The organism is Clostridium sp. C2-6-12 (assembly GCF_009928485.1).
GTDB lineage: Bacteria > Bacillota > Clostridia > Clostridiales > Clostridiaceae > Clostridium.
Window position 1 is genome coordinate 103,556 of the sequence record NZ_JAABNP010000007.1, and the last position, 20,210, is coordinate 123,765.

The 20,210-nt window shown below is 28.5% G+C and carries 28 protein-coding genes and 1 riboswitch; of the genes, 4 read left to right on the forward strand and 24 right to left on the reverse strand.

Annotated elements, in window-relative coordinates; translation table 11 throughout:
• Nucleotides 1–85 precede the first annotated feature (85 nt).
• Nucleotides 86–1,984, forward strand: a complete 1,899-nt coding sequence (locus GXK56_RS07875; RefSeq protein ID WP_160686917.1) for an endonuclease MutS2 — start codon at nt 86–88, stop codon at nt 1,982–1,984.
• 83 nt (nt 1,985–2,067) lie between these two features.
• Here the strand turns inward: GXK56_RS07875 and GXK56_RS07880 are convergent, their stop codons facing one another.
• From GXK56_RS07880 to GXK56_RS28095, 10 genes are all read right to left on the reverse strand, one after another.
• On the reverse strand, nt 2,068–3,018 hold the full coding sequence (locus tag GXK56_RS07880; protein WP_160686918.1) for a DUF2935 domain-containing protein: 951 nt from the start codon (nt 3,016–3,018) through the stop codon (nt 2,068–2,070).
• Nucleotides 3,019–3,093: 75 nt separating this feature from the next.
• Complete coding sequence (locus GXK56_RS07885; protein WP_160686919.1) at nt 3,094–3,354, reverse strand: TfoX/Sxy family protein; 261 nt, start codon at nt 3,352–3,354, stop codon at nt 3,094–3,096.
• Nucleotides 3,355–3,410: 56 nt separating this feature from the next.
• Nucleotides 3,411–3,671, reverse strand: a complete 261-nt coding sequence (locus GXK56_RS07890) for a DUF3953 domain-containing protein (protein WP_160686920.1) — start codon at nt 3,669–3,671, stop codon at nt 3,411–3,413.
• Nucleotides 3,672–3,691: 20 nt separating this feature from the next.
• On the reverse strand, nt 3,692–4,699 hold the full coding sequence (locus GXK56_RS07895) for a serine hydrolase (RefSeq protein ID WP_160686921.1): 1,008 nt from the start codon (nt 4,697–4,699) through the stop codon (nt 3,692–3,694).
• 241 nt (nt 4,700–4,940) lie between these two features.
• Nucleotides 4,941–5,492, reverse strand: a complete 552-nt coding sequence (locus GXK56_RS07900; RefSeq protein ID WP_160686922.1) for an AAA family ATPase — start codon at nt 5,490–5,492, stop codon at nt 4,941–4,943.
• A gap of 151 nt (nt 5,493–5,643) precedes the next feature.
• A complete protein-coding gene (locus tag GXK56_RS07905) occupies nt 5,644–6,336 on the reverse strand; it encodes a radical SAM protein (protein ID WP_160686923.1) in 693 nt (230 codons plus the stop codon).
• A gap of 57 nt (nt 6,337–6,393) precedes the next feature.
• Nucleotides 6,394–6,489, reverse strand: a riboswitch (guanidine-I (ykkC/yxkD leader).
• 111 nt (nt 6,490–6,600) lie between these two features.
• Nucleotides 6,601–7,503, reverse strand: coding sequence for a hypothetical protein (locus GXK56_RS27720; protein ID WP_202127844.1), 903 nt, complete (start codon nt 7,501–7,503; stop codon nt 6,601–6,603).
• 81 nt (nt 7,504–7,584) lie between these two features.
• Nucleotides 7,585–7,776, reverse strand: coding sequence for a hypothetical protein (locus tag GXK56_RS07920; RefSeq protein ID WP_160686924.1), 192 nt, complete (start codon nt 7,774–7,776; stop codon nt 7,585–7,587).
• A gap of 96 nt (nt 7,777–7,872) precedes the next feature.
• Nucleotides 7,873–8,052, reverse strand: a complete 180-nt coding sequence (locus GXK56_RS28090; RefSeq protein ID WP_243156052.1) for a hypothetical protein — start codon at nt 8,050–8,052, stop codon at nt 7,873–7,875.
• A gap of 1 nt (nt 8,053) precedes the next feature.
• Nucleotides 8,054–8,245 carry a hypothetical protein gene (locus GXK56_RS28095; protein WP_243156053.1) on the reverse strand — a complete coding sequence of 64 codons (192 nt, stop codon included), beginning with the start codon at nt 8,243–8,245 and terminating at the stop codon, nt 8,054–8,056.
• A 220-nt stretch (nt 8,246–8,465) separates the two neighbouring features.
• On the opposite strand from GXK56_RS28095, the gene GXK56_RS07930 reads away from it, so the two are divergent.
• Together GXK56_RS07930 and GXK56_RS07935 are read left to right on the forward strand one after the other, a co-directional pair.
• Entirely contained in the window at nt 8,466–8,777 is a 312-nt protein-coding gene (locus tag GXK56_RS07930) for a hypothetical protein (RefSeq protein WP_160686925.1), read from the forward strand.
• Between the two features lie 42 nt (nt 8,778–8,819).
• Nucleotides 8,820–9,137, forward strand: a complete 318-nt coding sequence (locus tag GXK56_RS07935; RefSeq protein ID WP_160686926.1) for a hypothetical protein — start codon at nt 8,820–8,822, stop codon at nt 9,135–9,137.
• 28 nt (nt 9,138–9,165) lie between these two features.
• Here the strand turns inward: GXK56_RS07935 and GXK56_RS07940 are convergent, their stop codons facing one another.
• From GXK56_RS07940 to GXK56_RS07975, 8 genes are all read right to left on the reverse strand, one after another.
• The gene (locus tag GXK56_RS07940) at nt 9,166–9,666 is read right to left on the reverse strand and encodes an RDD family protein (RefSeq protein WP_160686927.1); all 501 of its coding nucleotides are present in this window, start codon (nt 9,664–9,666) and stop codon (nt 9,166–9,168) included.
• Nucleotides 9,650–10,657 carry a signal peptide peptidase SppA gene (sppA, locus tag GXK56_RS07945; protein ID WP_160686928.1) on the reverse strand — a complete coding sequence of 336 codons (1,008 nt, stop codon included), beginning with the start codon at nt 10,655–10,657 and terminating at the stop codon, nt 9,650–9,652. The genes GXK56_RS07940 and sppA overlap by 17 nt, the downstream gene beginning before the upstream one ends.
• Nucleotides 10,658–10,835: 178 nt before the next feature.
• Entirely contained in the window at nt 10,836–11,465 is a 630-nt protein-coding gene (locus GXK56_RS07950; protein ID WP_160686929.1) for an HD domain-containing protein, read from the reverse strand.
• Nucleotides 11,466–11,503: 38 nt separating this feature from the next.
• Nucleotides 11,504–12,028, reverse strand: coding sequence for a GNAT family N-acetyltransferase (locus tag GXK56_RS07955; RefSeq protein WP_160686930.1), 525 nt, complete (start codon nt 12,026–12,028; stop codon nt 11,504–11,506).
• 68 nt (nt 12,029–12,096) lie between these two features.
• Nucleotides 12,097–12,999: an NAD-dependent epimerase/dehydratase family protein gene (locus tag GXK56_RS07960; RefSeq protein WP_160686931.1), complete on the reverse strand. Its 903-nt coding sequence runs from the start codon at nt 12,997–12,999 to the stop codon at nt 12,097–12,099.
• A 126-nt stretch (nt 13,000–13,125) separates the two neighbouring features.
• Entirely contained in the window at nt 13,126–13,698 is a 573-nt protein-coding gene (locus tag GXK56_RS07965; RefSeq protein WP_160686932.1) for a methyltransferase domain-containing protein, read from the reverse strand.
• A 151-nt stretch (nt 13,699–13,849) separates the two neighbouring features.
• Nucleotides 13,850–14,767, reverse strand: coding sequence for a DUF523 domain-containing protein (locus GXK56_RS07970; protein ID WP_160686933.1), 918 nt, complete (start codon nt 14,765–14,767; stop codon nt 13,850–13,852).
• 279 nt (nt 14,768–15,046) lie between these two features.
• A complete protein-coding gene (locus GXK56_RS07975; RefSeq protein WP_160686934.1) occupies nt 15,047–15,703 on the reverse strand; it encodes a cell wall-binding protein in 657 nt (218 codons plus the stop codon).
• 298 nt (nt 15,704–16,001) lie between these two features.
• On the opposite strand from GXK56_RS07975, the gene GXK56_RS07980 reads away from it, so the two are divergent.
• Complete coding sequence (locus tag GXK56_RS07980; protein WP_160686994.1) at nt 16,002–16,409, forward strand: hypothetical protein; 408 nt, start codon at nt 16,002–16,004, stop codon at nt 16,407–16,409.
• Between the two features lie 131 nt (nt 16,410–16,540).
• Here GXK56_RS07980 and GXK56_RS07985 read toward each other — a convergent pair whose 3' ends face one another.
• From GXK56_RS07985 to GXK56_RS08010, 6 genes are all read right to left on the reverse strand, one after another.
• The gene (locus GXK56_RS07985) at nt 16,541–17,617 is read right to left on the reverse strand and encodes a HAMP domain-containing sensor histidine kinase (RefSeq protein ID WP_160686935.1); all 1,077 of its coding nucleotides are present in this window, start codon (nt 17,615–17,617) and stop codon (nt 16,541–16,543) included.
• 69 nt (nt 17,618–17,686) lie between these two features.
• Nucleotides 17,687–18,355: a response regulator transcription factor gene (locus tag GXK56_RS07990; protein WP_160686936.1), complete on the reverse strand. Its 669-nt coding sequence runs from the start codon at nt 18,353–18,355 to the stop codon at nt 17,687–17,689.
• Nucleotides 18,356–18,394: 39 nt separating this feature from the next.
• Complete coding sequence (locus GXK56_RS07995) at nt 18,395–18,763, reverse strand: HsmA family protein (protein ID WP_160686937.1); 369 nt, start codon at nt 18,761–18,763, stop codon at nt 18,395–18,397.
• A gap of 165 nt (nt 18,764–18,928) precedes the next feature.
• Entirely contained in the window at nt 18,929–19,330 is a 402-nt protein-coding gene (locus GXK56_RS08000; protein WP_160686938.1) for a hypothetical protein, read from the reverse strand.
• Between the two features lie 77 nt (nt 19,331–19,407).
• Complete coding sequence (locus GXK56_RS08005) at nt 19,408–19,701, reverse strand: SoxR reducing system RseC family protein (RefSeq protein ID WP_160686939.1); 294 nt, start codon at nt 19,699–19,701, stop codon at nt 19,408–19,410.
• Between the two features lie 173 nt (nt 19,702–19,874).
• Nucleotides 19,875–20,150, reverse strand: coding sequence for a GNAT family N-acetyltransferase (locus tag GXK56_RS08010; protein WP_160686940.1), 276 nt, complete (start codon nt 20,148–20,150; stop codon nt 19,875–19,877).
• Between the last annotated feature and the right edge of the window lie 60 nt (nt 20,151–20,210).

The following is a 20,210-nucleotide window of genomic DNA, read 5'->3' on the forward strand; positions in this document are numbered from 1 at the left end:
GCTTTTTTATTTTATATTAATTACAGAAATCTATTAGTATTCGCGGGCTTGTAATGTAACAGATTTTTAGGAGATGATTATTATTATGAATAAAGAAACTTTAGATAAATTACATTACTATGAATTAAAAAAAATTATAAAAGAATATTGCGTAAGCGGATTAGGAAAAAGATTATTTGATAAATTAGAACCTAGCAGTAATATTAAAATTGTAAACCAAAGGTTAGCTGAAACTACTGAAGGGCGTAGATTATTAGATGCTTCATATGCTATTCCATTAGAAGGGGTTTTTAATATACTTCCCCTTATTGAAAAAATTGAAAAAGGAGCTTCTTTAGAAGCAGAAGATTTAACTATAATCTCTAATTTTCTAAGAGGATGCAGAAAAGTTAAGACTTTTATGAAGGATAAAGAAGGCTATGCACCAACTTTAAGCACCTATGGTGGTAATATTTCTGATCTAGAATATATTGAGGAGGAAATCAATAAATCAATTAGAGGAAGCATGGTAGATTCTAATGCCAGTAAGGAGCTTAATAGAATTAGGCGCCACATTGACATGTGTGAGGGTAAAATAAAAGAGAGGTTAGATAAATTTCTTAAAAATCCTCAAAACAAAGAATATATCCAAGACGCATTTATAAGTCAAAGAAATGGTAAATATACGGTTCCTATTAAAGCTTCTTATAAAAATTATGTTCAAGGAACTGTTATCGAAACCTCTTCTAAAGGAAATACTGTTTTTATGGAGCCAAATGTTATTTCAAGATATACAAGTGAATTAAGTATCCTAAAGGCAGAAGAAAGCGTAGAAGAATATAGAATATTAGCAAACTTAACAGAAATGCTCTTTGAAAGAATAAAAGATATAAAACTTAACATTGAGGTAATATCAGAATATGACATGATATGGGCAAAAGCTAAATACAGCAGAGCCATAAATGGAATTGAGCCTAAATTAAACGAATATGGATATATAAATATAATTAAAGGTTCATATCCCTTTATTAAAAATAATATACCTTTAGATTTTGAGATTGGAAAAGATTATAGAAGCTTAATAATAACAGGACCTAATGCAGGTGGAAAAACCGTGGTATTAAAAACAATTGGATTATTAACATTAGCAGTACAATCTGGATTTCATATAGGAGCTGAAGAAGGTACAGAGCTTTCAGTATTTAAAAAGATATTTGTAGATATAGGTGATAACCAAAGTATTGAAAATGCATTAAGTACATTTTCATCCCATGTAAAAAACTTAGCTGAAATTATTAAAGAAAGTTCAAAATCAACCTTACTTTTATTTGATGAAATTGGAAGTGGAACAGAACCTAATGAAGGCTCTGCTTTAGCTATTGCTATACTAGAAGAGCTGTACCATAAGGGCTGCATCACTATTGCAACTACTCACTATGGAGAGATTAAAAATTTCTCCAAGCATCATCCTGATTTTGAAAATGCAGCTATGGAATTTGAAAAAGAAACCTTACAACCTTTATATAAGCTAAAAATTGGGAAAGTAGGTCACAGTAATGCCTTATATATTTCTAAAAAAATGGGCTTAGATGATTCTATTATAAATAGAGCCAGACAATATTTTGATAATAAAAATTATAATTATTCCTTAATTGAAGAAAGTAAGGTTATGAAAAATAAGCTTCCCCAAATTAATGAGAATTATTATAGGTATTCAGTAGGAGACAGAGTTATTCTTTTAGATAAAAACCAATCAGCAATTGTGTATAAGGAAATAGATAAATTAAATAATGTTACTGTACTCTATAATAATGAATTTATTGAAGTAAATTATAAAAGGATAAAGCTTGATATAAAGGCCAGTGAGCTTTATCCAGACGGTTATGATTTAAATCAATTATTTGTAAGCTTTAAAGAACGAAAGCTTGAAAGAGATATTGAAAGAGGCTCTAAGAAAGCTTTAAAGGAAATAAGAAAAGCTGAAGGGATACAATCTAGAAATTAATTATTTAATACTATGTTAGGATAAAAAAACAAGAGTAGTCATTCATTTTATGTATAGATTGACTACTCTTGTTATTCTATAAGCTAAATTTGTTCACAATCACATTCAGGCACGCTTCTAAATATTTTTAATAACCGTAAATAATGATTTGCTTCACGTAAAGTATGATCACCTAATAATGGTAAAATTATTGATTTTATTTTACACTCTATTAATCCTTCAGTTCCTTGTGTCTTAAATTTTTTTATTGCTTTAGTTGCTTCTAAACTATCATTTGTAACCTTAGAAATTGGCATTGATTTATCCATTGCTTCTCTTGCTTCATATGTGAGTATATCAAACTGATTTCCAAAATTATTAGCTGTATTTATTAGATTCTCTTCAGTTGGATCTAGCAATCCTCGTATAAATTTTGAGTGTTCAGCCATAATTCTATTCCAAAAAGCCTCTTGTGCATAAGATTCTCTCTCTACATTGATTTCTTCACGTTTTTCCAATCTTTTAACTAAAGTAAAATAAAGCTTTGCTTCTCTCATAATATGATCTATAAGTAATGGATAATTAACAGTAAACAATTTACATGATAGGACCTCTGATAATAATTTAGTTTTAAATCTTATTAAACCAGCAGTCAATTCCAATGCTCTCTTGTTAATAGTAGATACTTCACCTTCAAGGCCTTTATCACTATGCCTGCCTAAAGAATCCCCCGTTAATTCTTCCTCTAACTTAGTAATATTAGTTGCAATTTTCACTCCTGTATAATAAGCTGAGGCTTTTTCTGCATCAAGAGTGTAAGGGGTTATGACTTCACCAGATTGTAATATATCTTTACTCACAACTCCGTCAGAAATAGCTATTACATCGCATAAAAGATTATCAAATCCCATTCTAAAAGCATCTGCTTCCTCTGTATAATTTGAATTTTTTGGTGTAAAACCTATTTCTAAAAAAAATGAATGTTCTTTCATAATCCTCATGAAAAAAAGGTGCAATTCCAAGGATTGTCGTATAAATTTACTATTAGATAACACTTTATTTTCTCCTAATTATTAGCTATCATATTAATATATTATTTATACTTCTGAACTGACACACTTTTCAAATTACTATTTCTCCTTATGCCAATTGTAAAAATCTTTTAAATCCGTTTTTCTTTGCTGTGGTAAAGCAGTTTTTTTTATACCTTGAATTGCACCTTCAAGTGCTAATAATCTATGAATACATGCAGACGAATCGATTTCTTGTATTTTGAGCCAAGCCTGTTCTGTTCCAATAGCTTTTAATTCATCATAAGTAAATATATCTACTTCATTTAATTGTCTTTCAACTTCTTTTCCAATGTTAGGCAGCTTTGATAATTCTCCCATAATTATACTTCCTTTCAAATTATGATTCATTAAATTTTATATTAATATATAATACATTAAGAAATTAATCTACTAATAGAGATAATTATACAAAAAATACCTACACCTATAGAAAGGATACCTACATACTTATTTCCCTTTTGATTTTCTTCCAAATCAATTTTTTCTCCAAATTTGTATCGATCTAAACCAAAAAGTAATTGTGTCAATCCCAAAAATACACCTGCAACATCCATACTGATTAAAAACATTGAAATAGCTGTAAGTATACTAAATACAAGGCTTGCCATATAAAATATATTATTGTTAATTTTCATTTTACCCCTCTCCTATTTCATTATTTTTCTATTTCCTTTATTATTTCATAAGTACTAAATTCTTGATTCCCCAATATGGTTACCTCTATTTCTTCATTTGGATATACTGCTGATTTAAAACTAACTCCTGGATCTGAGCCTGTAATATAATATTTATAAATATTACCCTTTCTTTTTATAATCCAAATTCCATAACCATAATAAACATCATGCTGAACATATGCTTGTGGAGTTAATAATTCTTCAGTGATCTCCTTGCTTAATAATTTATAGTTTAATAATCCATCCCATAATTTGCTTATATCATGAGCTGTTACAAAAACTCCACCATCTCCTCCACCAATTATAGGAACTGAATATATATTAGTTTTTAAATTGCCATCACTATTTTCTACATACCCATATGCACAGTTTTTAGGTAGCATGTTCATGCTAAAATATCCGCTAGAATTCATATCTAAGACATCAAAAATATTTTCTTTTACAAAATCAATAAATCTTATTCCACTAACTTTTTCAACTATAAATGCCAGAATTACAAATGCACCATTATTATAATGAAAATTTTCACCTGGCTTGAACATAGTTTTATGCGCTTCTATAAGAGGGATAAAATCCTTAGGTTCCTTCATCATATACATAGGATTATTATTCCATATCTCACTAAAATCAGTTAATTCTTCTTCATCAAAATAATCTGGCAAGCCTGAAGTATGTGTCAATAAATTCTTAATCGTCACATTATCATCAAACTTTTGAACCTCTAAATAATCTTTTAAGAATGAATCAAATTTAAGCTTTCCTTGTTCAACTAACTTGCATATAGCAATTGCTGTTAACAATTTAGCTCCTGATGCTATTCCAAACCTTGTATTAATATTATTCGATCTCTCATTTGAAATATCTGCAAATCCATAAGCCTTTTCATAAATTGTTTTTTCAGCTTTTCTTATCTGTACAACCCCAGAAAAATTTTTCATATTATTAATTTTCTTTTCTAATAAATCTATTATTATATTGCTCTCCATATAATCCCATCCTTTTCATGTGTTAATTAAATAAATAGACTATTAATTTATAATTGCAAATCGATAATCTATGTACACTAACCTTTATAGACCAATCATAGCATATTTTGTAAACAACATACTATTGAAAATTTATTTATAAAAAATGTTTCCCGATAAAAATGATTGCTCCTAAGCTTTCACTTATAATGAAAAAGCCTCCTAAAATAAGGAGGGCATATCTGATTATGTATTTATTTATTTATTGAGTATCCTGATTTAAATATTCATGTACTATAATTTCAACATTTGTATTTAAATCCTCATCTCCATTTAGCCTAAGCACTTTACAAGGTAGCGAATTAGCCCATTGTTCATGTGTACTCATACAAGGAGAGCCATCTGTGTCATATCTTGCTGATATATCAAGAAAACGACAATGTTCTTCATACATATCGCCGCCTTCCATAATTCTATCACCATACACTTCATATTCTCTCTTATTAATTCTCGCAATTCTAGTATCAATGGATGCTGTAATATGTATTGCTAAATCAAATAATGGAACAAATGGTGCATTAAAACTATCCATTGAACCTGCCATCACAAAATTAGTTCCTTTTGATATATCAGACATTAATCTGTTAATTTTCTCGTCACGGGTATACATAACGGTAAAAGGTTTATCTGTATCTTTTCTCCAAATATAATCATCTATATCAAAATACGGATAATCAAGTCTTTTTGCAACTAATTTTCCCAAAGTTGTTTTTCCAGAACCAGCTGAACCAAAAATAATAATCCCCCTTGCCATATTCTCTTAACCTCCATGATTCTAAATTATTACTTATCTTTTCATATATAAATTATAACGATAACCAGTATGAAAGTCTAGCTAATTATTGAAGTATTTTCCAGGCCCTTATACCTCTGTAAATACTATAATTATTCTATATTTTTAAACTTTACTCATTGTTTAGTAATACCTTTGAAATTTCTTCAAATCTTTCATCCGTTATTCCAAGTTTTTTCACAAATCTTTCATCATCCATTCTTGCAACAATTATCTTATGAGGAGATATTTCCTTGATAATATTTTTTATTTTCTTAATTGAGTTTTCATCATCGTTATAGCCCTTGATTATTGTAATTTCAAATATAAACTTCCCTTTATATTGTTTATTAAAGGAAGCCATATTTGAAATATATTCTGCTATCGTGTATCCTTCAATTGGTCTTTGTACTTTTTGAAAATCTTCTTCTGTTATAGTTTTTATCTCTCCAATGATTTCATCACACTTATTTGCTATTTCTATGTATTCTTCTCTACCTAGTAAATATCCATTAGAAAGCAGTCTTATAGGTAATCCTTTATCTTTAATCAAATCAATTATATATCCAATTTTATCATTTACTAGAGCTTCTCCTTTTGAGTTGATAAAAATTAATTCCGCTTTAGTACTTTCTATCATTCTTTCCAGTTCTCTCAATGAACTATCCATTTCATCAAAGGACTTCTGTGTATCTATCTTATCTCCTTCCCTTCCAATAGGACAAAATATACAATCAAAATTACAATTCTTTGTAGGGAGTATGTTTACTTCAAGTACCCTTTTACCCTCTTCAATATAAATATCTTTGTAACTGAAACTACTCATTCCTTTATCCTCCTTAATAATAAAAAAATAAAAAAAGCCTAAGAGATATTATTAAATATCTCCCAGGCTTTTATCCTTCCGTGTACACATTTAAATGTGCGTTTTCTCTCGGACCTGCCAGTTATAAACTGCGGAACCCTAGAAAACTTATATATATTAAATTTATAATTTACCAACACAAATTTGCTAATTAATTCTAGCATAATATTATTATAAAAGCAACTATCATCTGATTTCATGCTCAAAAGTTTTTCTGTCACTTTGCTATTTAACTTCGCATCCTCCCCACTCAACAACACTGAAACCTTTCCTATTAAACTTTTCTAATTGTTGCACTGGAACTTGTATTTCATTATCCAAAGGTTTAAATACCATAAACACTCTCAACATACTATCTGGAGCTGGTGATATTTTTAGTTTAGCTTTATCTGTATATTCTTCTTTTTGAAAGCTTATTAAATTGTATTTATTTTTATTCATTTTAGGAAGCCAATAAGATATAAAATCATCACTTTCTCTAGGATTTAAACCCAAATATTCTAATTTTTCATGTAAAAATTCTGCTGTCTCTTCTCCCTTTATAACAAACCCTTTTGATAAATTATAGTTATTATCAGAGCTTCCTTCCCAATATAAATATGAATATTCTCTATTATCAAGTTTGTTCATTAATTTACCATCAGGATATGCAGTTACTTCCCAAGTATTATCTCTATTATATTTAGGATATAAACATGTTATTTGACCTTCATAATCTAAATTAACCTTAATATCAGTTTTTTCTTTAGGGTAGAGATATATAACAGGTTTAGCATCTAAAATTTCACTTGTACTTGATTTTTCATTTGAATCAGATTTATGCCATACTCCTTCATAGTCTACCTGTCCATTAATATTTGTATTTATAGCCATTGTTCCACAGTCATATAAATAGTACCACTTATTATCAGATTGTATCCAACCTGTCTTCATATATCCATTATTATCAAAGTAATACCATTCTCCCTCAATGTTTTTCCAGCCTATAGAATATGAATCTCCCTCTTTATTCCACCAGCCCTTAGAATCACTTTTTAATTCTGCATTTGCTTCAATTGGCATTATAGCTAATACTGAAACTGCAACCAATACACTTAATAACACTTTTCTTGATTTTAAGTTTTTCATTCTCTACCCTTCTTTCTAATTAAAAACTAATTGTTTAATTTAAATTAATTACTTCTAGTTCATAATTTCAGCTTATAAGACTTAATGAAGAAGGCTTCCATTTCCATTATCATCGAAATCTCCATTCCCTTTATATTGTTCTATTTGCTTTGACTTCTCCATTGAATTCATCATCATTTTTCCGCCCTGCATTAATAAGCAGGCCCCACCAGCTAGTAAAACTATATATACAATTAGCACTGTAATAATAATCTTTGTTATGCTCTTATCCATAAATAAACCTCTCTATTGTTTATTACTCTATTTTTTATAAGAATATTTTGAAATATATTACCATTAATTAATTTTATTCATTTTAGCCAATCTGTTCTAACTTATTCCTCCACCAACCATTTCCCACCATTCTCTAAAAGGCTGCCATGCATTTATTAAGCATTCTCTTAATTCATAATACGGAAAGTCAGGAAAACTAGGTGGATTAAACATATTGTATTTATACTCAATCCTTTGTTTTGAAATAACTTTTTCTCCTCTATCTTTACCATTCATTCTATTGTTCCTTTAATAAGGGCAATTGGGCAGGCAATTTATCCTTAAAATATTTTGAAGGCCATAGTATAATTTCACCTTTTTCATTATCAGAATCTATTAATCCATATAGGCAACCAGTAAAAAGGGCAAAATTTAGTGAGATATCACTAGAAACTACTATTGTCCAAGATTCAATACCTTCTTGGTACACACTATAATTCTCATTAAAGTATATTAATTAATTATATATTACTATTATCTATTTTATTTATAGTGCACAACATTGTAATATTATGACACTTATAATTCACTCATATGCTTTAAATATTAATTTTAAAAAATTAATACAAGTTTGAATATTTAATTTCAAACTTTCAAATAATAAATTTGTTCATATTATGTTTATACTAACTTCTAAAGGTGGTTATGCTATGAAAAAATTTATATTTTTATTCTCCATTTCATTGTTTTTGTTATTAAATATAACCTTTTACGCATTTGCTGCTAACATTTTTAAAGAAGGTGTTTATAAAGCATCAGATTTTAATTTTTCATCTGCAAATACCTATATTGTTCAAAATGTTTCTCCAAAAGATAGCGTTTATATACTTCTTTTTGATGAAAATCAACTGCAACTGCAATCTATACGTTTAGATCCTAAATCAGAAAAATATAATTTATTACCACTTAAACCTGATTATAGAATTGTCATTGTTGGCAACGGAGACGTATTTATTGACTAAAATAAAACCATTATTTTATTACTTGGAAGGTGATTTTATATTATGAAAAAAAATACTATAGTAATATTAGTTTTATTATGCCTAATATTCAATTTTATTTCATTAATTCCAGCATTTTCTGCAACTTCATTTAAGGAAGGAGTCTATCAATTATCTAATCTAAATGTTACGCAAAAAAATCGTTATACAATTCAAAATATATCTCCTGACAATAGTGTTTATATGGCACTTTTTGACGAAGATCAACGTCAGATACAATCTATACATTTATCGCCTAAATCAGAAAATTACAGTTTAATTCCTCTAGAACCTGGTTATAGAATTGTAATTGTTGGAAAAGGTGAAGTAATTATTTCTTAAGAAAAAAAGGGCAAAGCCCTTTTCATTTTTATATTAGTTCTTTTGCTTCATCATTATTAGAAACATATATAGGTTCAATATCATAAACGACTAAAGTATCACTTAAGATATCATGCAATCCCCTCTTTTTAGAATCTACTCCAATTATAATATATCCAATGAATAATATTAATCCACTTAAATATCTTCCAATACTTTCACGATAAACTACAGTAAATAAAGTCAATTTTTCATCATTACCTTTACATACCTTAAGATTAAGTAATTTTTTTCCTAAAGTTCCACCGCAATAATATGTCATTAAAATAAAATATGTTAATCCAATTAAATAAATTACCACATCAAATATAGAAAATTCAAATAAAATTGGTTTGATCAAAAATACATCTGGATTCATCATATGTATTATAAGCTTAGGTATTCTTATAATTAGTAATGCAATGCCCACAATAATACAATCAATTATATATGCTGACAGTCTTACAAAAAAACCTGCATATAATAGACCTTCCTTATTCTGTTTTAGCATAATACATCAAGCCTCCATTACCTTCTTTTTGTAAATAATCAGAAATAACCTGTGCATCAGATTTAGGTTTTAAATTTTCTGCTTTTTCAAATATTGATGCAAAAACATTTGCCTTACTATCTGGCGTAAATATTTCTACATTTTTACCTACAGTATCTAGCATATTTTGTTTCATATTTTCATAAGTATCAATCTGATCAACTAATCCTAACTCCAATGCTTGTTTAGCTGAATATATACGTCCATCTGCAATAGGTTTAACTTTGTTAATATCCATTTTTCTTCCTTCTGCAACAACACCTGCAAATTGTTCGTAGGCTTCATCAACTAAGCTTTGTAAAATTTTGCGTTGTTCTGGTGTCATTTCTGCTCCTGCAGCTCCTATTGCCTTATTAGGTCCACTTGTAATATCTACTTCTTTAATTCCTAATTTATCATATAATTCTTTTACATTAGTTAAGGATACAATTACTCCAATTGAACCTGTCCAAGTATTTCTATTTGCATATATCTTATCAGTAGCCATAGATATGTAGTATCCACCTGAACATGCTTGTGATGCCATATATGTCCACACAGGGCATCCTTTTTTCTCCTTATATTCTTTAAGCTTTAAATAAAGCTCATCACTTTCATAAACGCCTCCACCAGGACTATTAACATATAAAATAATACCTTTATTATTTTTTGACTTAATCATTTCATCAATATATTTTAATGTTTGTTTATGATTATATACTTGTGGATTTTGAAAAATACCAGTCGCATTTGCTCCACTTTGAATTGTACCTTCTACTTTAACTACTCCAACAAAATCTTTATTAGGCAATTCAATATTTTGTGAATTTAAAATTGACTCAAAAGATTTTTCTGTCTTTCCATTTTTATTAATCATTTTTTCTGAAACTGCTTTTGTGATAACGCTTGCTCCGCTAACAAATACAAAGCATAAAGCAGCTGCTATCAAACCTATAATTTGTTTTTTGTTCATTCAATAATCTCCCCCAGTTTTTTCTTATACTTATTGATTATACAGCAAAAATTTAATTTTAATATTAAATTATCCTTAATTTTACCTTTTTTGTATAAAATCCTTTCTATTTACTTCTAAAGCTTTAATTTATCTTCTAAATATGATTCTTTAAATTCTACTTATTCCATTGCTTTTACTACTTTAGTGGAGAATTCCATAAAGGCGCATCAATAAATGTAGTTTCCTTTACATTAGGAAGTACGTCATAAATAGAACACCCCATTTTTTGTTCAAAATATTCTTTCATTTCAAAAGTCCCATTCCAGCGTTCAACAGTAAATGGAAATACACCGTATCGCCTTGTTGTGTTTACAAAACGTTTTTCCAACATACAAAAGCCTTGAGAATCAGCTAATGAATCACAAACAATGATTAATTTATCATAATCGTCATATTTTATATTCTTTAAATACTGACTGATAAATTCGCTTTCCTCATCACTCATATCATTCTTGCCTATTTCTTTATCAAAGTCAGGTATTGGAAATGAATGGGTTAAACAAATTTTTCCCACTTCATCCCAGCCCCTTTCAATAGCAAAATTATATCCATCAATAATATGTTTTCTTCCACTTACTCCAAATCTTCTACCTATATCATGGAGGAGTCCTACTACATATGCTTTATCTGAATCAATATTACCGCACTTTTCTGCAATTATTTGAGCTGCTAATCCTACGTTAATAGAATGTTCTATCCAAGGTCCCTGATTCAATTTTCCAGCTATCTTTAGTTCTTCTTCTGCTATTTGTTTACTTAGAAACATTATTTATTCCTCCAATATATCAATAATTAATTTTTATTTTAATATTTATCAATAGCATATGTTAGTTTATCATATGTTACCTCAATTCCCTTTCGCATTGCCTTATGATCCTTTTCAAAACTCACTCTTGCCATATTGCATTTTTCCATAACTTTATAAGAACCAATATTTTTATCTGTACAGGTTGCTACTATTCTATCTATGGATAACTTATTAAATGCACCATCAATAACTGCATTAACAGCTTCACTCATATAACCTTTATTCCAATACTTTTTGTTTGATATCCATCCTATTTCTGCTTCTGAATCTTTAATTATCATGCCAATATTTCCAATGACTTTAGAATTTTCTTTTAATCTCATTGCAAATTCATACCACATTGGATTTTCTGAACTCATAGAAAATGTGCAAGTGCTTATGAACTCTCGTATTTCTTGTTTTGTCTTTGGCCAATAAATCATATATTGTCCTACTTCTTCATCACAACCATATTCACAAATATCTTCATAATCATTTTCCTTTATTGGATTTATAACCAATCTTTCTGTATTAATAACCATTGTTCTCCTTTCTAGATGAGTATAACTACCCTAATCAAAAATTCACTATTCCTTTAGAATATAATTAATTACTCAAAATTTTGCTGAATAAAATTAAAATAATCCTTTTTTATAACTTCGCTGGAATTATCCTTAAACCATTCATAAGATTCCTTCAATCCCTCAAATAAATCCTTTTGCTCTGGAAGTAATTCATTTTGTTTTGAAACATCTAAAACATATTCATAATTATAAAAACTAAAATAGTCTCTTTGATTATAATGGTTTGATACATATACTTTTTCAAGAGGAGTTCCTACAACTTTATAACATAGTTCAACAAATTTATTTATATCTACTACTTCTGTATTTCCAACATTTAAAACATGCTCTTTAGGGTGTTTTTCTAAAATTCCTTCAATAACTTTACAAAGATCATCTACATGAAAAAATTGCAATCTCATCTTTCCATCATTAGGGATATAAAATTTTCTATTTTTTAAAGCACATTCAAAAACAAAGGGCTCTCTATATACATTTTGCATTGGTCCATATAAATAAGGAGGTCTTAAAATATATGCATTTGGCACTCTTGAAAGCAAATATTCTTCAGCTTCAGCCTTATCAGTTCCATATTTGCCCCAGATTGAATTAAAACCAATCTTTTGATTTTCTAAAAATGGCTGCTCATTTGTTTCTGGATAAACAGCAGACGAACTTATGAATATATAATCTTTAAATTCTCCCACTCCATCTAATAAATTCCTAATATCTTTTTGATTATATGCACATACATCAATTATGGCATCAAATGAGTATTTTTCTAAGGAGCCCTTTAAATTATTTCTATCTGTACATATTAAATTAACATTTTCAATTTGCTTTTTAGTACCTCTATTTAAAACATAAACCTCATAATTTTTTGATTCAAAATATTTTGCTACGTATTTACTAACAAATACAGTTCCACCAGTAATTAATATACGTTTCATAAATGCCTCCTAAAATTGCTATCTATATTTCACCACTAATTTAAAATTTAATTGTCAAAATCTTAACATTTCACGTTTTACTTTCCATTCACTCTATAACTTCATATATCTTTAGAATATTAGACCTTATTTTTTTATCTTTTGAAAAATATAAGTAACGAAAAATCCTCTATCATCTTGGTTTTCAATATACTCAATCAATTGAAAAGATTTTTTTATATCTTCAAAATCTGTTGGTTGAATCAAGTCCTCTTTTCTAATTTTAAGATCAACCTTATGTTTATTTCCAAAGCCACAAACAAATAAAATTCCACTATCAATTATGTGATTTTCCATATCTTTAAGTTGATTTCTATTTAATCTATAATGATTAACTAAAATGTTATCGAATATTCCCATATGATTTAAGGAATTGGGTATGCTTAAATCAATTTGTTCTGTGTTTACAATATAATTATTTCTTTTAGCAAATTCACTCAAACGTTCAAGAGCTTTACTGCTAAAGTCTACACCTGTTACTTGGAAGTGTTTCTCAAGCAAAAATAAAGTATTCCTTCCATCACCGCATGCTAAATCAAGGACAGAACCCTTTTTTAGATACGTAAAATTTTCAATTAGAGATTTTTCAGGACTAAGAGGATTATTACTTCTGCTAGCAAACTTATCCTCCCAGTATTCTTTATTTCCCATATACTCCATTTTATTTTCTCCTTCATATATCTATGGACTATTTATTTTTCTCTATGCATTTTTCATTAAATACACTCTCAAAGGAACTGCTCCAATTACAGTATATAAAAAATTTCCATTTAATTTTTTCATGTATTTCCTATGCTTTTTATGCTAATAATCAATTTCTTCCTCTAAAAAGAATCGGACTAGAACCAAATGAATAACCTTCCAAATATAATTTATTTTCTATTTTAATTAATTCTTCAGCTAAAATAGTATTAGACCTTAAATCTGTAGGCTCTTTTACAATATCAAGTTTTATACCTTTATGCTTTCTATAATAGCTATAATTTTTCCATAACCATGCTTTTATCTTTTTTAAAGTTGATGGCTTTCTAATAATTTCAATTATTGCCCTTCTATATTTTTCAAATTCATCCTTTCCAACATCATTCAAAGAAGATAACTCATGTCCTAAATTTCTAGCTGTTTTTTCATCTAATTCTTGGCATAAAAATTTAACAGCATGCCATACACTATAAAGCTGATTTTTATTTTCTATTTCAGCTTCTTTTACCCAAACAAATGCATTTAATCTTCTCCTTATATCCCATCTTTTAATTGGACTTTCCAAATCATCTCCGCAGACTAAGAAAAAGCCTTCCCTAAGTAACATAGCTCCAAATACTCCTGGTGGATTGCCAAGCCTCTTATCTTTAAGCGTTGTTCTATATACCCCACAACTAGGACTGCCTTCTTTATACATATATATGTATATACCTTCACTCTTTAGCAAGTCTAATGAATAATTACAGGCTTTTATAAGTTTTTCTGTGACATCCTCTCCTGATTTACTTTTTATCTTTGCTAATCCTTGCAGAACGTCATCTCCACTGCCTCCTTTAATGCTTATAGGTTTTCTTGGAACACCTAATCCAGTAAGACATTCCGGGCATAACGGATAAAATGTAAACTGCTCTTTTTCTCTACCGAAATAATTAATATAGTCAAATCCTTTACCGTTATATCTTACTTTTGAACCAAAACAACATTCACTAACTCCAACTTTCAGCTTTTTTGCGAGTACATTATCCATACATAAACACCTCTTTAAATATTTTTAGGTAAAATACTTTCATAATCTTTTTTCATATAACCATGTACTGGTATTTTTATTATGTTCTGTTCAATATGGGTTTATATTACTTAATTAAAATTATACTATTTTCTCTTTTAAAAGCCAAATTAAACCAAGCAAATACTTTGCACTTTCTTTGCCTCTTACCTTATTCCTTAATATAAAAACATAATGCGTTGACTGAAGAACTCCACTTCTATCAATCAACGCATTAAATATTCTTTCATGCCACTTACATTAACGCCACTCCTTAGAATCTCCATCATTCCCAATCCATTTATAAGTTTTGGTTATTTGATTATTTTTTATTTCATATACTGAAAGCCCTCCTTGATGGGGTACACAATATATATTTTTGCTAGTTTTTCCAACCATATAAGCACAATATTCTAAATTATTCGAATCCACTAAACCAAATACATATACCTCTTCTTCAGGCAATTTCCACTTTTCATTAGCTATAAATTTATTCATATTTCCTTCAATATAGCTTCTTGTCAATTTAATATTATTAGCTGATTGCTTAGAAATGAACTCACTATCCTCTTTTAATATGGAATTTCTTGCTTCTTCTGCTTCTTTAGATGGTTTTATCCAAGTTCCATCTTGATCTAATTCATAACCATTAATTACAGCGTTATATGCCATGACTCCATTTGGATAAAAATAGCGCCAAGTACCATAATAATTATCTTCCACCCAACCAGTTTTCATATATCCATAGGAATCAAAATAATAAGTATTTCCATTAATCTCTCTTAACCCTATAGCATATGAATTTCCTTCTGAATACCACCATCCATAGTTATCTTGTTTCCACTCTGCATTTGCTCCTGTTGGATTTAATGTTAATGCCGAAACTGCTATTAATAAGCTCCCAATTAACTTCTTCATTTTATCCACCTCCATAAATACTAAACATAATATATATATGCAACGGATATGTAAATTATTACCAAAATATTTTAGAGAATTAAATAAATAAACAATTTTATTTGGCAAAAATCATATATTATGATTAAAGTTATATTCGAAGCAGGTGATTAACATTAAGCTAAATGGTATAAATTTAAAATACCTAAAACTTATAGGCAGAGGTACTCAAGGCAAGGTATATCTTCTAGATTCCCAAAAATGCATTAAAGTTTTCAAAAACAAAAAAGATTGCAATAATGAGGCAAAAACATTATTAATGGGCCAAGGAGATTCTCATTTTCCTAAATTATACGAATTTGGAATTAACTTTATTATTAGAGAATATGTTAACGGCATTGAATTAAACAAATATTTAATAAAAGAAAGCTTAACCTCTGAAATCTCCGCTAAACTTATAGGACTATATGATTCTATAGTAAAAGTTGGTTATTTAAGAAAAGATACAGCAATATTTCATATACTTATAACTCCATCTTGCGAACTCAAACTTATAGATACTGCAAAAGCAATGAAAAAGAAGACAAACATTCCCAGCTTACTTATTAGTGGTCTAGAAGATATTGGATATAAAGAAGATTTTTTTTATTTTTTAAAGAATAATAGGCCAGATTTATATAATCAATGGATAAATTATAAAAAGAAAAAATATAAAAAAATGTCTTAAACTTTTATTTATGGTATTGGGAGAGGATTTACTACAAAACATTTAAAAATATAGACAGGATAATACTCTCTCCTGTCTATAACTGTAAATTATAATTTATTCAAAATGTCTGCACCTTTTTCCTTTATGATCTATACGGGTATCTTAACCTCCATAATAGTTCCTTTTAAAGCATCACTCCTACAGTTAATAGTACCGCCAAGAAGTTCGACTATTCTTTTTACAATGGAAAGCCCAAGTCCATTTCCCTGCTTTTTATGAGATTCTTCGCACTGATAAAATTTATCAAAAATCTTTTTCTGCTTATCTAAACTGATTCCTTTTCCTTCATCTTTAACAGTTACAGTCAAAAATTCTCCATCTATTTTTCCACTAATCCAAATAGTACTATTTTCTAGAGAATATTTAATTGCATTGTCAATAAGATTAGACCATATCTGCATTAAAAGATCTGAATCACTTTGTATAACTAGCTCCTGAAAATCCAATTCATATTCTCTTGTTTTATCTGACCACTTTTCAGATAACATGATTATGCACTTACGAAGCTGCTCATCCACACGCACTTTATCCTTTTTTACAACTATCTGCTGATTATCCAGCCTTGACATTCTAAGCATATTTTCACACAAACGCGATAACCTGATGGATTCTTTATTAACAAGCAAAAGATACTCCTGCTGCTCTTCTCTTTCAAGACCTTCCTCAAGTAATATTTCTGTAAATCCAGTTATTGCAGCAACTGGAGTTTGTAATTCATGAGATACATTACTTATAAAATCCTTTCTTATATACTCCATCCCTTTAAGCTCCTGAGTCATTTTATTAAAATTTACAGCAAGTTCATCAATTTCATTAGTAAATTCATATTCTCCACGCCTTTTTTCGTTTCTTATAATATTAACGCCAAAATCTCCATCAGCCACTTTTTTAGCTGCATCACTAATTTCTGAAAGAGGCTTTGTAAGGTGCAGAGAACCAAACCAAAACATAACTCCACCAAAGAACATTGTAAGAATACATACAAGTAAGGATATAACAAGAAGTATAGGCATTGTAATTTCCCCATGATAAAATAACTTCATCATAGTGAAAACAATGCTATAAGAAATTATACAAGCAGTACACAAGGTAGTAATAAATACTCCTGAAAAATAAATTCTAAGAGAGGTCCTGAATTTTCGATTCTTAATTTTCTTTTTTTTCATACAAACTCTACCCTTCCTGCTTCTAAATTAATTATACTTCTCTCTTTCTAAACCAGCCCTGCTAATCTTCTAATAGGTTCCTTTATAGCCTAAACCTCTTACTGTTACAATCTTAAAATCAGAATAATTTTCAAATTTTCTTCTTAACTTTTTTATATGTGAATCTATTGTTCTCTCATCAACTTCTGAATCCATTCCCCAAATTTCATCCATTAATTCAAGTCTGGTGAATATCTTATTGGGATTACTTAGAAGTTTGAACAGTAAATAAAACTCCTTTGGTGGAATATCAAAAACATCCTTTCCTATTTTTACTGACAAATCATCATAATCAAGAATAGCTTCTCCAATAACTAATTTTTTCTCATTTGCAATTTGTGCACGGCGAAGCAGGGCATTTACTCTAAGTATCATTTCCTTCATATTAATGGGTTTAATCATATAGTCATCTGTTCCAGCTTTAAATCCTTTTTCCATATCCTCTAATTGACTTTTAGCTGTTACCATAAGAATAGGAATTGTATTATGAACGCTTCTAAGTTCATTGGTAAGCTCATAGCCATCCATATTAGGCATCATAATATCACATATAATCAAATCTATATGTTCCCTATCCATTATTTCTAGGGCTTCTTCTCCGTCAAAAGCCTGAAAGGTTTTAAAATTCTCCTGCTTCAACTTTGCACACATCATTTTATTTATGGTTTCTTCATCTTCAACCACCAATACTGAAAACATTTGTATCCCTGCTTTCTTATTTCTATATCTAATTACATTTTACATTCTTGCACCAAAAATTGCACCTGATAAGTAAGGTATTAGCCAAATAATCCAAACTAATATACTAAATTTATGAAAATTAACTTTTGCTTCTTCATTATTCTTTACTATTACAACTGTAGCCCATACTGCATGGAAAGCCATTAATAAAATTGCTAATCCTCCTGTTACTCCATGAAAGTTAAGCTCGAATCCATTTCCTGCTATTTTACCCATTAGAGTTGTGCCAATTGTATCAAAAATTAAACCTAACCAAAAAATAGCTAAATGCCATTTTTTAAGCTGACCTTGTATTTTTTCACTCCACACTCCAATTGTATAAAAAATCAATGCTAAAGTAATAGCTACTATTGCATACACTAACATAAAAATTCCTCCTTTTATTTAACAAATAAATTTATTATTTAACGTTAGTGTACTATTTATTTATGACCTCAATATGACCTTTTTAAATCACAACTTTTTATGAAGTAATTTTCAGCTTACAAATAATTAAGGGAAGTTTTTTCAACTCCCCTTAACTATAATTTATTAATTTCCCGCACCTAAAGCTATTAATTTTGCCATTTCAGTTGCTAAATTTGCTAAATTTTCATTATCTCTTATATAAGTTATAGCTTTTCCCTTACTTTTCGATAACTTAATTATTTCTTTACTTCCTTCTTTTTTTACTTCAAAAGCTTTTATATCTTTTCTATTAATTTTTTCTGTAACAAAAACTTCTAATTGTCCTGTCATATCATACCCTATATTATCTATATAAAGATTATTATTTGTAAGAGTAAATTCAAATTCTTTAGTGCCACTTCCAGCAATTCCTCTAAATATAAAGTTTAATAGAACACTTATAATAGTATTTGTTTGCTCTCTTTTCCCGACTTTATAAGTTTTAAATGTCACCATTGAATATTCATCCTTTAACAATTTTGCCATAATCCTCTCTCCCCTCTCAAAGAAAATATATACGAAAATTCCTATCTCCATCTTATAATCGTAACTCTAAATGTTTCTTATAAATCATCCCAATATATTTTTTCAGTCTTCCCATGCATTTTAGAAGATTTATCAAATACCTTTATCACAATTCCAGCTAATATTAATCCCACTATTCCTCCAGCTATTTGAAAAGTCATAATAGAACCATTAACTGATTCACCTATAACAGCCCCTAAAAATACACCTAAAAATATTGCTATTAAAGGAAAAATAAACATCATAAAAGCACCTAATAAGATGTTTGGACTTTTTTTACCTTCCACTTCACTATTATTTTGTGTAACTTCTTTTTGATCATTTGTATTCATAGTATCACTACCTTTAACAAGATTTTTGTTTAAGTTAATTTTCCTCTTATCTTTGATAAAATTATACCTCAAAACTACTTATTTTCAAATACAAAAACTCCTACTTATTTCCCAATAAGTAAGAGTCTAAATATTTATCTATTGGTCAATTTTCTCTTTAAAAATAAATTATATTAATTTTTTCTAATATAACTTCTTGTAAATCCCTTATTGGTAAATCTATTTTTATCATAATATTTTTGTCCAATTATATTATTACTAGCAGTATCTAAATCTAATCTTAAATAACCATTATCATATAAAGTTTTAAAAATCCTTTTCATAACTTTTGTCCCAATTCCTTGACCAGCGTAATTATGATTTATCCATATGGTTTTTAAAAAAGCTAAGCTTAAGTCTTTAAAATATAAAGTTTTATAACCACCAATTTCAACCTCTTTAAGAAACACCTTAACATATTTTCCTATATAAGTATTTAACTATGTACATTTTTTTATATTTTCATACTT

Bases quoted from the DNA above. Each gene is read 5' to 3' on its own strand.
- GXK56_RS28090 (WP_243156052.1), bottom strand. From the start codon at position 8,052: ATGAATGGTAAAGATAGAGGAGAAAAAGTTATTTCAAAACAAAGGATT.
- GXK56_RS07970 (WP_160686933.1), bottom strand. From the start codon at position 14,767: ATGGATAATGTACTCGCAAAAAAGCTGAAAGTTGGAGTTAGTGAATGT.
- GXK56_RS07940 (WP_160686927.1), bottom strand. From the start codon at position 9,666: ATGCTAAAACAGAATAAGGAAGGTCTATTATATGCAGGTTTTTTTGTA.
- GXK56_RS07980 (WP_160686994.1), top strand. From the start codon at position 16,002: ATGGGCCAAGGAGATTCTCATTTTCCTAAATTATACGAATTTGGAATT.
- sppA (WP_160686928.1), bottom strand. From the start codon at position 10,657: ATGAACAAAAAACAAATTATAGGTTTGATAGCAGCTGCTTTATGCTTT.
- GXK56_RS07950 (WP_160686929.1), bottom strand. From the start codon at position 11,465: ATGTTTCTAAGTAAACAAATAGCAGAAGAAGAACTAAAGATAGCTGGA.
- GXK56_RS08000 (WP_160686938.1), bottom strand. From the start codon at position 19,330: ATGGCAAAATTGTTAAAGGATGAATATTCAATGGTGACATTTAAAACT.
- GXK56_RS27720 (WP_202127844.1), bottom strand. From the start codon at position 7,503: ATGAAAAACTTAAAATCAAGAAAAGTGTTATTAAGTGTATTGGTTGCA.
- GXK56_RS07900 (WP_160686922.1), bottom strand. From the start codon at position 5,492: ATGGCAAGGGGGATTATTATTTTTGGTTCAGCTGGTTCTGGAAAAACA.
- GXK56_RS07890 (WP_160686920.1), bottom strand. From the start codon at position 3,671: ATGAAAATTAACAATAATATATTTTATATGGCAAGCCTTGTATTTAGT.
- GXK56_RS07985 (WP_160686935.1), bottom strand. From the start codon at position 17,617: ATGAAAAAAAAGAAAATTAAGAATCGAAAATTCAGGACCTCTCTTAGA.
- GXK56_RS07875 (WP_160686917.1), top strand. From the start codon at position 86: ATGAATAAAGAAACTTTAGATAAATTACATTACTATGAATTAAAAAAA.
- GXK56_RS07920 (WP_160686924.1), bottom strand. From the start codon at position 7,776: ATGGATAAGAGCATAACAAAGATTATTATTACAGTGCTAATTGTATAT.
- GXK56_RS08005 (WP_160686939.1), bottom strand. From the start codon at position 19,701: ATGAATACAAATGATCAAAAAGAAGTTACACAAAATAATAGTGAAGTG.
- GXK56_RS07990 (WP_160686936.1), bottom strand. From the start codon at position 18,355: ATGTTTTCAGTATTGGTGGTTGAAGATGAAGAAACCATAAATAAAATG.
- GXK56_RS07885 (WP_160686919.1), bottom strand. From the start codon at position 3,354: ATGGGAGAATTATCAAAGCTGCCTAACATTGGAAAAGAAGTTGAAAGA.
- GXK56_RS07930 (WP_160686925.1), top strand. From the start codon at position 8,466: ATGAAAAAATTTATATTTTTATTCTCCATTTCATTGTTTTTGTTATTA.
- GXK56_RS07995 (WP_160686937.1), bottom strand. From the start codon at position 18,763: ATGTTAGTGTATGCAATAGTAGCTATTACTTTAGCATTGATTTTTTAT.
- GXK56_RS07905 (WP_160686923.1), bottom strand. From the start codon at position 6,336: ATGAGTAGTTTCAGTTACAAAGATATTTATATTGAAGAGGGTAAAAGG.
- GXK56_RS07935 (WP_160686926.1), top strand. From the start codon at position 8,820: ATGAAAAAAAATACTATAGTAATATTAGTTTTATTATGCCTAATATTC.
- GXK56_RS07965 (WP_160686932.1), bottom strand. From the start codon at position 13,698: ATGGAGTATATGGGAAATAAAGAATACTGGGAGGATAAGTTTGCTAGC.
- GXK56_RS07975 (WP_160686934.1), bottom strand. From the start codon at position 15,703: ATGAAGAAGTTAATTGGGAGCTTATTAATAGCAGTTTCGGCATTAACA.
- GXK56_RS07895 (WP_160686921.1), bottom strand. From the start codon at position 4,699: ATGGAGAGCAATATAATAATAGATTTATTAGAAAAGAAAATTAATAAT.
- GXK56_RS07960 (WP_160686931.1), bottom strand. From the start codon at position 12,999: ATGAAACGTATATTAATTACTGGTGGAACTGTATTTGTTAGTAAATAC.
- GXK56_RS07955 (WP_160686930.1), bottom strand. From the start codon at position 12,028: ATGGTTATTAATACAGAAAGATTGGTTATAAATCCAATAAAGGAAAAT.